The 13,309-nt window shown below is 43.8% G+C and carries 10 protein-coding genes; 9 read left to right on the forward strand and 1 reads right to left on the reverse strand.

Annotated features, from left to right (window positions below; genetic code table 11):
• Nucleotides 1–167: 167 nt before the first annotated feature.
• The 9 genes from ACS72_RS14775 (at nucleotide 168) to rdgB (ending at nucleotide 12,246) form a co-directional block, all read left to right on the forward strand.
• The gene (locus ACS72_RS14775; RefSeq protein ID WP_048882520.1) at nucleotides 168–2,423 is read left to right on the forward strand and encodes a catecholate siderophore receptor Fiu; all 2,256 of its coding nucleotides are present in this window, start codon (nucleotides 168–170) and stop codon (nucleotides 2,421–2,423) included.
• A gap of 79 nt (nucleotides 2,424–2,502) precedes the next feature.
• Nucleotides 2,503–3,186, forward strand: coding sequence for a Fe2+-dependent dioxygenase (locus tag ACS72_RS14780; RefSeq protein ID WP_048882521.1), 684 nt, complete (start codon nucleotides 2,503–2,505; stop codon nucleotides 3,184–3,186).
• Nucleotides 3,186–4,292: an alpha-hydroxy acid oxidase gene (locus tag ACS72_RS14785; RefSeq protein ID WP_048882522.1), complete on the forward strand. Its 1,107-nt coding sequence runs from the start codon at nucleotides 3,186–3,188 to the stop codon at nucleotides 4,290–4,292. The genes ACS72_RS14780 and ACS72_RS14785 overlap by 1 nt, the downstream gene beginning before the upstream one ends.
• 314 nt (nucleotides 4,293–4,606) lie before the next feature.
• Nucleotides 4,607–6,898 carry a TonB-dependent siderophore receptor gene (locus tag ACS72_RS14790; RefSeq protein ID WP_048882523.1) on the forward strand — a complete coding sequence of 764 codons (2,292 nt, stop codon included), beginning with the start codon at nucleotides 4,607–4,609 and terminating at the stop codon, nucleotides 6,896–6,898.
• Between the two features lie 467 nt (nucleotides 6,899–7,365).
• Nucleotides 7,366–9,063, forward strand: a complete 1,698-nt coding sequence (gene leuA / locus ACS72_RS14795) for a 2-isopropylmalate synthase (protein WP_008302031.1) — start codon at nucleotides 7,366–7,368, stop codon at nucleotides 9,061–9,063.
• Nucleotides 9,064–9,175: 112 nt separating this feature from the next.
• Entirely contained in the window at nucleotides 9,176–10,336 is a 1,161-nt protein-coding gene (locus tag ACS72_RS14800; protein ID WP_048882524.1) for a homoserine O-acetyltransferase, read from the forward strand.
• Nucleotides 10,336–10,929, forward strand: a complete 594-nt coding sequence (gene metW, locus ACS72_RS14805) for a methionine biosynthesis protein MetW (protein WP_004890183.1) — start codon at nucleotides 10,336–10,338, stop codon at nucleotides 10,927–10,929. The genes ACS72_RS14800 and metW overlap by 1 nt, the downstream gene beginning before the upstream one ends.
• Nucleotides 10,926–11,516: a tetratricopeptide repeat protein gene (locus ACS72_RS14810; protein ID WP_004813225.1), complete on the forward strand. Its 591-nt coding sequence runs from the start codon at nucleotides 10,926–10,928 to the stop codon at nucleotides 11,514–11,516. The genes metW and ACS72_RS14810 overlap by 4 nt, the downstream gene beginning before the upstream one ends.
• 103 nt (nucleotides 11,517–11,619) lie before the next feature.
• Nucleotides 11,620–12,246: an RdgB/HAM1 family non-canonical purine NTP pyrophosphatase gene (rdgB, locus tag ACS72_RS14815; protein ID WP_005220894.1), complete on the forward strand. Its 627-nt coding sequence runs from the start codon at nucleotides 11,620–11,622 to the stop codon at nucleotides 12,244–12,246.
• Between the two features lie 102 nt (nucleotides 12,247–12,348).
• On the opposite strand, the gene ACS72_RS14820 is transcribed toward rdgB, so the two are convergent.
• Nucleotides 12,349–13,230, reverse strand: a complete 882-nt coding sequence (locus ACS72_RS14820; RefSeq protein WP_008302038.1) for a permease — start codon at nucleotides 13,228–13,230, stop codon at nucleotides 12,349–12,351.
• Nucleotides 13,231–13,309: the final 79 nt, after the last annotated feature.

A 13,309-nucleotide genomic window follows, 5' to 3' on the forward strand; every position in this document is an offset into this window, starting at 1 on the left:
AAGTTATAACAATGACTAAATTCAATATTGTTAATGATAATTATTATCACTACAATTCGCAAAATTGTTAAAGGCCATAACAATAACTCCATAATTGCTGCTATTTGATGAACTCGAGCATATCAAGGTGGTAAGGGAAATATTATTTAATTCAGGAATTCTGCAATATGGCGCATATCAAAAGCCGGAAAAATCATTACAAAACTTCATTGGTCGCACTTGCTGCAACTCTGCCTCTCATCGCTCATGCGGATAATACCACCAATGAAGGCGTTATTCAGCTTCCAGAAATTACGGTTAAAAACAAAACTGTAAGTGAATATAAAGTAGATCAATTAAGCTCCGTTAAATCTAGCCAAGCTTTGGTAGATACGCCGCAAACTGTTTCGATTATCAACAAAAATTTATTAAAAGAACAAGGTGCGACTACCTTGGTTGAAGCTCTGCGTAATACACCAGGAATTACCTTGCAACTGGGTGAAAATGGCAATACCAGTGCTGGCGATGCTTTCCAGATGCGCGGCTTTTCAACTCAAAGCTCGACCTATCTGGATGGTATTCGTGATCTGGGCGCTGTGAATCGTGATGTATTTAATCTGGAGCAGGTGGAAGTTGTAAAAGGCCCGGCAGGTGCAGAGGGTGGACGTGGTACAGCATCCGGTTATGTGAATCTGGTCAGCAAGCTGCCTCATCTGGAAAACAGCCGTGAAGTGTCTGCAACCTATAACACGGCAGAACATACACGCCTTGCTACCGACATTAATCAGGCCATTAATGATAGCGTCGCCATTCGCCTGAATGCGATGGGACAAGATGGCGGTGTGGAAGGACGCGATTATATCGAAAATAAAGGCTGGGCTATTGCTCCTTCCATCGCCTTTGGTCTGGATAGCGATACTCGTTTATATCTTTACTCACAACACATTCGTCAGCGTAATATCCCGGATGGCGGTATTCCGACTATTGGCATGAAAGGTTTCTGGAATGCAGACCCGCTGATTGCCAATGCAGCTAAAGTGGATCGTGAAAATTATTATGGTCACGCAGATGACCATGAAGATATTAATGCTGACGTGTTTACAGCCAAAATCAAAAGTGACTGGGCTGAAAATCTGAAATTTACCAATATTACCCGTCTGGGCAATACCCAGATGCAGCGCACATTGACAGGGATTAATACGATTTCAAGAAACGACTCTACTAATCCTCAAGACTGGACAGTCAGCCGTTCGCGACAAGGGGTAGATCAGGAAAATAAAATTCTAGCTAATCAGAGTACGATCAACTGGAATGTCAAAACTGGTTCAGTAGAACATGATATGGTCGCTGGCGTAGAGCTATTAAAAGAGCGGCAATATTCTAGAACGCTGGCTACACAAATGCCGGGACAACCAAGCAACAGCACCCCACCTGCGAATCTATATCATCCTGACCGTCACCAGAATCTACCGGACCCTGTTTATACGGGTGCATATTCTGATGGCGAAACCCAGACGGCGGCAGCTTATCTTTTTGATACGCTCAAGTTTGGTGAACGCTTCCAGTTAAACGGTGGAGTCCGTATCGACTATTATGATACCAATTACGATGCATTGGGTTACTCAACCGACAGCAATACCTTGGCAGTGACTGAAACTAGAACAGATTTAAAAGCACATGATACTTTATTCAGCTGGAAGCTTGCTGGTTTATATAAGCCCACAGCCTATAGCAGTGTCTATGCCTCTTATGCCAAGTCCCTGACACCTCCAGGTAGCAACAATTTTAGCCTTTCAACTACAGGAGCAAACAGCTCGGCTGCTGATCCTCAAGAAACCCATCATTATGAAATCGGGACCAAATGGGATTTACTGGAGGGTAACCTGGCTTTAAATGCTGCGGTATACCGTACCGAAAATGAAAACCAGTTCACTCAAGACCCGATTACCCGCGAGTCTATTCAGGAAGGTAAAACTGTGGTTAAGGGAGCCGAGCTGGGTGCTGTCGGTAAAATTACCGATGCCTGGAATATTTCAGCTGGCGTAGCCCATATGAAAACCGAGCAAAAAGACCAGCTCAGTGTCAATGCCAATACAGGGGCAATAACCCAGACCAATAGCGTGCGCTGGTCACCTGAATGGACGGCTTCCCTATGGACCACTTATAACATTTCTGGTTTAAAACTGGGTCTGGGCGCGCGGTATGTGGATGAGCAAAAACGTGTGATTACCGATAGTACTGCAACAGCCAATATGCCAAGCATTCCAAGCTATGTGGTATTTGATGCCATGGCCGGATATACCTTTAATGACCGTGCTTCTTTAAACCTGAATGTCTATAACCTGACAGATAAAGAGTACATCAGCACACTGAATAACGGGGGTGGCCGTATGATCCTGGGTCAACCACGTTCAGCAGCTTTAACCTTAAATTATAAATTTTAATTCAGCCTTTATCTCTACTTACCAATATCGTGTATTCTCTTGAATGCACGATATTTTCAATTGCAGGAATGCTTTTAAAATGATGTTACATATCCCGGCAGTATTAAACAAAGTACAAGTTGCCGAACTGAGACAACAACTTGATACCTCAGAACATTGGATCAATGGACAACTCAGTGCCGGGAGTCAGGCACAGAAAATCAAAAAGAACCTGCAACTGGATTCTTCATCTGCCCTGTATGGCCAGATTAGCCCGATCATTTTACAGGCACTTAAAAACCATCATTTAATTACTTCTGCTGCACTGCCGAAACATATCTTGCCGCCCCTGTTTAACTGCTATCAGGATTCTGGTAACTATGGCAATCATGTGGATAATGCCATTCATTACTCTCCCCTGCTTGGACAGGCTATTCGCACTGATGTGTCACTGACTTTGTTTTTATCTGAAATCGATGAATATGAAGGTGGTGAGCTGGTGGTCGAAGACCAATATGGCTGCCATGAAGTCAAGCTGGATGCTGGAGATGTGATTGTCTATCCATCGACCAGTCTGCATCGGGTTGAACCGGTGACTCAAGGCAAACGTATAGCAGCTGTCACCTGGATTCAAAGTATGGTTCGGGAAGATGCCAAACGTAGCATGCTATTTGATCTGGATATGACCATTATCAAACTGCGTCAGCAAATTGGCGATACGCAAGAAGTCTTGCAGCTGACCCATCATTATCACAACCTGATTCGTCAATGGGGTGACTTATAATGTCGCAGGACCCAATCGCACCACTGACCCAGATTCCCGCCTACTTACAAACCATTGCCGACTATGAAATGGAGACAAAAAAACATCTGTCCAGTATGGTCTGGGATTATCTGCAAGGTGGTTCTATGGATGAAGTCAGTGTCCGGGATAATCTACAGCAGTTTCAGGATATTCAGTTATTACCTCGAATGTTGAAAGACCTAAGTCAAGGCAGTACTGAAATTGAAATTTTTGGACAGAAATTTCCGCATCCGATTTTCCTGGCACCGATTGGACACCAGCAACAATTTCATCCTGAGGCTGAAACAGCTTCAGCGCTTGCTGCAGAAGTCATGGGCAGCAATATCATTCTCAGCACTTTTACTAATACCGATATGCGGGCACTCAAGCAGGATAATCCTCGCAAATGGTTCCAGCTTTACTGGCAAGGTGATCGGGAAAAATCTTTGGCTTTGGTGAAAATGGCTGAAGCACACCATTATACGGCGCTGGTAATTACCGTGGATTCACCACATACCGGCATCCGTGATCGTGAACGTCGTGCTTTTTTCCATTTACCGAAAGACATGCAGCACCCGCATACACCAGCACATATTCCCCTGCCAGAATTAAAAGAAGGTGATCATCCGGTCTTTCATGGGCTGATGAAAATTGCTCCGACCTGGGAAGATATTGCCTGGATGGTAAAGCAGACCTATTTACCGGTCATTCTAAAAGGCATCGTGCATCCTCAGGATGCCCAGCTGGCGATTCAGCATGGGGTAAAAGGCCTGATCATTTCCAATCATGGCGGCCGGGTACTAGATACCTGTATTTCTCCACTGATTGCCCTACAACTGATTAAAAAGGTGGTGCCAGCAGATTTTCCTCTGCTTTATGATGGCGGTATTCGCCGTGGTTCGGATATCTTCAAGGCGATTGCCTTAGGTGCTTCTGCGGTGCTGATTGGCCGTCCTTATATTTATGGACTGGCGACTGCCGGAGCTTTAGGCGTAGCACATGTGATTAAAATCCTCAAAGAAGAATTTGAAATCACCATGGCGCTAATGGGAACAGCCACAGTAGCTGAAATTCAGCCGGGCTGTGTGTTGAATAGAATTGAATGATGATATTTATTTGAAAATAAAGATGAAGTTTCAAGAAGTCGGAAGTGCTATGTTCTACTTCTTGAACTATTATTTAAGACCATCCTAAATATTTTATATCTCGATAATTATTATCAATTAAAACTAAACTAGACCTATATTTTATCAATTTATAACAAAAACATAGAGTTAATCCTCCACCCTCTAACCCTTTCATCTATTTTTAAAATTGATTAAATTTTATTCATCGCCAATATCAATTCAGAAAGGATAGCAACGATAACAATAATAATTATTATTTGCGAATCCAAACTTAAAAATAAAAAAGAACTATGATGAGCCAGATAAAATCTCGTAAAAAAATCGTTTCTTCAGCAATCATTTCTTCCCTTTCTCTTGCATCCGCACATGCAATTGCCCAAGAAAACGTGGTGCAGCTTGAAACCATCCGTCAGGAAGTGCAAATGGAAGCTGTGCCAAGTTTAAAAATCGATCAGTCGGCAAATAGCAAATTTGTTGCCCCTCTCCTGGATACCCCGAAATCTGTGGTTGTGATCCCTCAGCAACTGATTGAAGATACCCAGGTTACGACCTTGGCAGATGCTTTGCGTACTGTGCCGGGGATTACCCTAGGCGCGGGAGAAGGTGGTAATCCAAATGGGGACCGGCCTTTTATTCGGGGTTATAACTCGGAAAGTTCGATGTATGTGGATGGTGTACGGAATTCGACTTCACAAAACCGGGAAATGTTTGCCGTTGAGCAGGTTGAAGTCACCAAAGGTTCTGCCTCTGCCATGGGCGGCGCTGGCACCACTGGCGGCAGTATTAATCTGATTTCAAAAGTGGCGAAACAGGGAGATGCACTGGAAGGCACGATCACAGGTGGCACAGACATGTATGCACGTATCACTTTAGATGCTAACAAGGACTTTGATAATGGTATGGCGGCTCGTATAGCTGTCATGGGCCATCAAAATGAAAAAGCGGGACAGCATGACGGTACAGAATACCAACGTGCGGGTATTGCACCTAGCTTCAGTTTTGGTCTGGATAGTGCAACACGTGGCACTTTGAGTTATTACTATCTAAAAACAGATGATATTCCAGACTCAGGCATTCCCTATAATAATCCGTTTGGGGCACCTACTGGAAATAACCCTGATAACCGGCCATTAAATGGCAATGGTAAACCGATCAACGTTAAACAAGGGCAGTATTATGGCTGGAAAGATCGTGATTTCCAGAAACAGGAAAACCAGATTGGCACCCTCAAGCTGGAACATGATCTAAATGACAATTTAACCCTCAGCAATACGGCGGTATTTAACCGTTCTAAAAATGACTACCTCTGGACCAATCCTGATGATTCACGCGGAAACTTCATTTTAAATGGTAATGTCTGGGCTCGGGCCAATTCACGTATCGCAGATACCGATACCTTTACTGATTTGCTGGCTTTAACCGGTAAATTCAACACCGGTATCATCCAGCATAGCTTTAATCTGGGTGCAGAATATTCGGATCAGGATACTGAGCGTACCCAATATATTATTAACGGTCTGAATGCGACTGGCAGTTCCTATGCAGCCTGTGGTACTCCTGCCAATGTGGCCTTAGGCTGGTGTACCTCTGTAGACAATCCAAATCGGAGTACCTGGACGGGAACGATTAGTACGGATGGTGCAGACAGTTATCATATTGAGACCAAATCCAAATCGATCTACTTCCTGGACAGCATCGAACTGCATCCGCAATGGATTGTGGATCTGGGTGTGCGCTGGGATGACTATAAGACCCAGCAAATCTTGACCTATGGACGATTCAATAATGCGGTGACAGGCGCTAACAATACGCCAATTACAGCCGTTCCAGGTGATCAGCTCACCCTTGAAAATGAAGATGACTTTATTAACTATCAGGCCGGTCTGGTCTTTAAGCCAAGAGAAAATGGCAGTATTTATATCAGCTATGCCACTTCCTCAAATCCGGTTGGCATCGATGGCGGTGATGGTTCCGAAAGTATTACTGTAGCTATTGAAAATTTAAAACCGGAAAAAGTCCGTACTATGGAACTGGGGACTAAATGGGACATTCTGGAAGACAAACTCAATTTGACCGCCGCCATTTTCCGTACTGAAAAAACCAATACCCGTTCAACCGATGCTGATGGTACTACCCGTAATATCGGAGAGACTCGTGTTGATGGAATTGAGCTAGGTATCAACGGAAATGTCACTGACAAATGGGCAATTTCTGCAGGCTACACTTATCTGGACAGTGAAATCGTTGATGATGGTACTGCTACTAATGATGGCAATCAGGTGCAGAACGTACCGGAAAACAGTGCAACCTTGTGGACAACCTATCAGGTCATGCCCCAACTGACACTGGGTGCCGGTGCGGTGGCAATGGACAAAGTATATGGCAATGCTACCAATACCAAATTTGTTCCAGGTTATGTCCGTTACGATGCCATGGCGCGTTATCAGGTCAATTCAAATGTAGATCTACAGCTAAATGTGAATAACCTGTCCGACACACGTTATTTTACCAAAGCCTATTCTTCCCACTATGCAACTGAAGCCGAAGGTCTCAGTGCTGTATTAGGCCTACATTTTAAATACTGAGCTAGCCAATTATCATCAGATTCAGGGATAGTCTGAATTCATCAGGCTGTTCCTTATTTTTTCACCAGAATAATCTCATTTATAGATTGTTCAAAACTTCTCAACAAAGTTATCATATAAAGAAATATTTTAGCCCTATTGCTTAATCACAGAAAAAATACAACAAATTTAAAATAGATCAAAGAAATATTTTCCCAATTAATAACTTTATAAGAAAATCTTTTTTAAGATACGACTAAAATCCATAGAAAAAGCAAAAACTTTTCACGTTTTCTGGTCTAAAATTAATCTTATAGGTTCACCATGCAGGTGTCTGGTCGATCCTGATGATCAAGACTTTAAAAAATACAGGATTGATCTTATTTATCCACACCTGCCTGTAAACGAATATATAGACAAAATCTATACTGTAGACTGAGCAACTGCTGCACCAAGCGAGTCTGCCAGGCTACCTAAGGAGCTCTCTCATGATGTTGGCTGATCCAAGTAAAAAATACCGTCGCATGTATCAACGTGTGGACTTACCAGACCGTCAATGGCCGAACAATGAAATCACTAAAGCGCCAATCTGGATGAGTACTGACCTGCGTGATGGTAACCAGGCGATCTTTGAGCCAATGAACATCGAGCAGAAGTTCAAAATGTTCCAGATGTTGGTGAAAATCGGTTTCAAACATATTGAAATTGGCTTCCCGTCTGCATCTCAAATTGATTTCGACTTCACCCGTAAATTGATTGAAGAAGGTCATATTCCGGATGACGTTTATATTGAAGTATTGGTTCAGGCACGTGATCATTTGATTGCACGTACCTTCGAATCTTTACAAGGTGTAAAACGCGCAATTGTGCATATCTATAACTCGAACTCACCGACCTTCCGTCAAAAAGTGTTAAATGTGGATGTTGAAGGTGCGAAACAGTTAGCGATCAATGCAGCGCAAAAAGTAAAAGAATATGCAGCGAAACAGCCTGAAACTGAATTTATCTTCCAGTACAGCCCTGAATGTTTCTCTGCAACTGAATTAGAAGTCGCGAAAGATGTCTGTGATGCAGTGACTGAAATCTGGGAAGCATCTCCGACCAACAAAGTCATCTTGAACTTGCCGGCCACTGTCGAAGTCTCTACACCAAACGTGTATGCCGACCAGGTGGAATGGATGCACCGCAACATTGAGCGTCGCGACGGCGTGATCATTTCAGTTCACTGTCATAATGACCGTGGCTGTGGCATTGCAGCGTCTGAATTGGCGATTATGGCGGGTGCTGACCGTGTCGAAGGTTGTGTATTCGGCAATGGTGAACGTACCGGTAATGTGGACGTAGCGGCAATTGCCTTAAACATGTATACCCAAGGTGTTGCACCAGAATTAGATTTCTCGAACATTAACGAAATCATCGCGACTGTTGAAGAATGTACCGGTTTGCCTGTACATCCACGTCATCCATATGCGGGCGATTTGGTGTTTACAGCGTTCTCAGGTTCACATCAGGATGCGATCAAAAAAGGCTTCGAATTCCAGAAAAACCAAGAAATCTGGGATATGCCGTACTTGCCAATCGACCCAAAAGACTTGGGTCGTGACTATGACGCCGTGATTCGCGTGAATTCACAGTCAGGTAAAGGTGGTATCGCGTACTTGTTAGAATCGAACTATAACGTGACTTTACCACGTCGTTTACAGATCGAATTCTCGCAAATCGTGCAGCAAAAAACCGATGAAGATGGTACTGAGATTTCAGCACAAGCGATCTGGACCTTATTCAAAGATACCTATGTTGATGCCAAAGATGCACACTACGCTGCCAAGAACTATAAATTGTCAGATGAAAATGGCAACCAGGTGATTGAGCTAGATGTTGAAGTCAATGGTGAAACTCAGCGCTTACGTGGTGAAGGTAACGGTCCAATCTCTGCGATTTTGGATGCATTACAATTGCCAATTGACGTGTTGAACTATGAAGAACGTAGCATCAGTTCTGGTGCACATGCCAAAGCCTTGGCATTGGTTGAACTGCAAGTGAAAGGTACCGGTAAATCCGCCTTTGGTGCTGGTGTCCACGACAACATTGTGACCTCTTCAATTGAAGCGATTATCGCATGTACCAACCGCCTGATTGACCAGGGTGTGTTAAGCACTGAACAGGTGATTGCTGCTGCCGTCTAGACACGGTATTAGAATTAGCGATAATTCATAGCACTAAAAAGACTTTAGAAGGATACCTGCAAATGGTATCCTTTTATTTATTCATACTAAAGATTTAAGGCGAATCATTCCCGTGTCTTTTCCAGCTGACTCAGTGGGCCTTGTTGTCCCACAAAAGTTCCAATTCGAACAGCCGTTAGAGCTTGAATGCGGTCGCATCCTCCCCCGTTTTGAACTGATGGTTGAAACTTATGGCGAACTCAATTCCGATAAGTCCAATGCCATTCTGATTTGTCATGCCCTTTCCGGTCATCATCATGCTGCTGGCTATCATCATGAAGATGATAAAAAACCAGGCTGGTGGGATGCCTGTATTGGTCCAAACAAGGCAATTGATACCAATAAATTTTTTGTGGTTGCCCTGAATAATATTGGTGGCTGTAATGGTTCAACAGGTCCAACTTCTCCGAACCCTGAAAATGACAATCGCCCTTATGGTCCTGATTTTCCTCTAGTGACTGTACGTGACTGGGTGAAAACCCAAGCCATGCTGTCTGACCGTCTCGGCATTGATGTGTGGTATTCCGTCATCGGTGGTTCATTAGGTGGTATGCAGGCATTACAATGGTCGGTAGATTATCCAGATCGTCTGCAAAAATGTGTGATTATTGCCAGCGCACCTAAATTATCTGCACAGAACATTGCCTTTAATGAAGTCGCACGTCAGTCAATTCTGTCAGATCCGGATTTCCATAATGGCCGTTATCTGGAACACGATAGTTATCCAAAACGTGGGCTGATTCTGGCACGTATGGTCGGTCATATCACCTACCTGTCTGAAGAAGCCATGAAGCAGAAATTTGGTCGTGATTTAAAATCCGGTAAATTTATGTATGGTTTCGATGTGGAGTTCCAGGTCGAAAGCTATTTGCGCTATCAAGGTGAACAATTTAGCCGGAACTTTGATGCCAATACTTACCTGATTATGACCAAGGCGCTGGATTACTTTGATCCTTCACGTGAATATCAACAGTCATTGGTAAAGGCAATGGCCCAAACCAAATGTAAATTCCTGGTGGTCTCTTTTACAACTGACTGGCGGTTCTCGCCTTCACGTTCTGTTGAAATCGTAGACGCCTTAATTACCAATCATAAGCCTGTCAGCTATCTGGATATTGATGCTGAGCAAGGCCATGACTCCTTCTTGTTCCCGATTCCACTGTATGTGAAGTCATTGCGTGCCTTCCTGGGTGGTGAAGAACTGTTAAAATCAACCCCGAAGGAGGCTGTGTAATGCGTATTGATCAACAACTAGCAGAACGTTGGATTAAACCGGGTTCACGCGTCCTAGACCTGGGCTGTGGCGACGGTGAATTACTGGCTCATATGAGCAAAAAGCACAATATTCGTGCATACGGATTAGAAATTGATCAGGAAAAGATTGCAATTGCAGTCAGTCGTGGGTTAAATATCATCCAGCAAGACTTAAATCTGGGATTAAGTCGTTTTGCAGACCAGTCTTTTGACTATGTTGTCATGGCACAGGCTTTGCAAGCTGTAGATGCACCAGACGTTTTATTGCGTGATATGGTGCGAGTGGGTAAACAGGCGATTATTACTTTCCCGAACTTTGCGCACTGGAAGACTCGTTCTTTCCTGGCACTAAAAGGGAAAATGCCTGTTTCGGAAGCTTTACCCTATATGTGGTATAACACACCGAACATCCACTTATGTACTTTCCGTGACTTTGAAGCACTTTGCGCGGAAAATAACATCAAAATTATTAACCGACTCGCTGTGAATGGGAATCAACAAGGCAGCATGCTCAGCAAGCACCTCCCTAATCTGTTTGGTGAAGTCGCAATTTATCGAGTGAGCGCTCTATGAAAAAATTATTACTAAGTACGACGCTACTGGCTGGACTTTTTAGCTTTCAGGCCCATGCAGACTATGTTGCTCCAACACCTTCTGTCGCAAGTCAGGCCGCACAATATTCCATCATGGACATTAATAGCCTGATTAAGGCAGCGAAGGCAGGACAGCCAGGTGCACAATTCTATTTAGCAACCAAATACCAGTATGGCAAAGACATTCAGAAAGATGAACGTCAGGCTTTTGCCTGGTATAAAGCAGCAGCCGATCAAGGTCTGGCAGTTGCTCAATTGAATGTAGGCCGTATGCTGGCAGATGGTATTGGCACCAAGAAAGATGAAACGCTGGCTCGCCAGTACTTTGAAAAAGCAGCCAGCCGTGGTGATAATCGTGCCAGCTTTAACCTGGCGATGATGGAAGAGAAAAAGAAAAACTATATGGGTGCTTACCAGTGGTATGAACTCTCTACCCGTGACGGCATGCTGGACAATAAAGTGATTACTTTATCTGAAGGCAAGAAAACTGCATTGGCAGCCAACTTGACCCAGGAACAGATCCGTCAGGCACGTGATCGTGCTGACAGATGGATTCAGGCACAATAAGCTGAATGGTATAAATAGCACCTTCGGGTGCTTTTTTATTGCCGCAAATTCTTCATCCATTGCTAAAATAGTGCCCATTCTTTATCTAATAATGAGTTTTAACATGGCTGCAACTGACTGGTTATCCCAAGGCACACTGGTACTGGCAAGTAATAATAAAGGCAAGATTGCAGAATTTGAAAAGATGTTTGCAGAACTCAAACTTCCAGTTGAAGTTATTCCTCAAGGTAAGCTGCATATTGAAGACGCAATTGAAGATGGTTTGAGCTTTGTTGAAAATGCCATTATCAAGGCGCGTCATGCCTCACGTATTTCTGACAAACCTGCGATTGCTGATGATTCAGGGATTTGTGTACCAGTTCTGGGCGGTGCACCTGGGATTTACTCTGCACGTTATGCGGGTGAACATGGTGATGATGCAGCGAACAATGAAAAACTACTGGCTGACCTGAAACCACTGCGTAACGACGGTGAACCGATTGAAGGCATGTTTGTGTGTGTACTGGCCTTAGTTCAACATGCCGAAGACCCATTACCACAAATCTTCCAGGGCATCTGGAAAGGTGAGATCTTGGAAGCAGCCCGTGGTGAAAATGGCTTTGGCTATGATCCGCTGTTCTGGTTACCTGAACTGGGTATTGCGAGTGCGGAAATGAGCAAGGAAGAAAAAAATAGAATTAGTCACCGTGGTCAGGCAATGCAGCTATTTAAAGCGAGTCTGGAAAAGTAAGTTTCATCTCTCATGGCTCCCTCTCCCGTTGGGAGAGGGCTGGGGTAAGGGATTTAAAATGCATCTTATTCTCTCTCGGGGAAAAGGACTTTTCTGATATTTTTATAAACCCGGCACCAACGCATGCACCACCACTCCATATACGCCGATCAAGATCGCACTGGCAATCGTTCCTGAAGCAATATATTTCGCTGAATAACCCGTACCTTGATAATGGGTTTCCAGTGCCACAATATTAGCTGCGGGTGGAAGCAGGAAGTACATCATCATCACGGCATATGTCAGGGCTTGATGTGGAATCGGTAACAAGAAATAAGCCCCTGCTGCCAGACCTAGAGCCAGCACAAAACGACCGCTGATCAAGATCAAGCTGCGTTTTAAATCACTCAGTTGAATCCTGACTTTACTCAGCCACATCCCCAGAATACACATACCGGCAAAAGTCACCAGAAACTTGTTCGCGGCATAGCCCCATTGAATCATTGGATGTGCTTCATAGGCACTAAAATCCCAGAAAGACAGAATCGCTGCAATAGAAAGCGCAATCACTGGCGGGGATTTCAGCATATTTTTAATAATGAATTGGGGAGCCTGTTTTTCAGCACTGACTGCCACTACTGCACTGACATTGCCAAATAAGGAACCACCAATATAAAGAGCAACAATAGTATTTAAGGCATCCGGACCAAATACAGCTAAGGCAAAAGGAAAGCCAAGCCAGACCCCATTTAAATAACTAAAACATAATGCCCGCAATTTATCTTTGGAGAAAAGAAAGAACAGGCCAAACAGAAACAGTGAGCTAAAGATACTAAAACCGATCAGCCACAGACTGCCCGACTTATAAAACACCATGTTGTAAATGACAATCAAGGGAATCAAAAGACGTGCCAGCAAGGCCGCCATGAATGGACGGATCGACTTTAAATAATGAACGCCCCAGAATCCAATCAGAAATGAAATAAGCGGAAGGAGCAATGCCATAGGAAAGCTGAAAATGCGTAGATAGATGGGCTTTATCCTATCATACCTATCTGTTTTCAGAGTTCACTGTTTAAACTGA

It is taken from the genome of Acinetobacter sp. VT 511 (assembly GCF_001077515.1).
Taxonomy (GTDB): domain Bacteria; phylum Pseudomonadota; class Gammaproteobacteria; order Pseudomonadales; family Moraxellaceae; genus Acinetobacter; species Acinetobacter schindleri.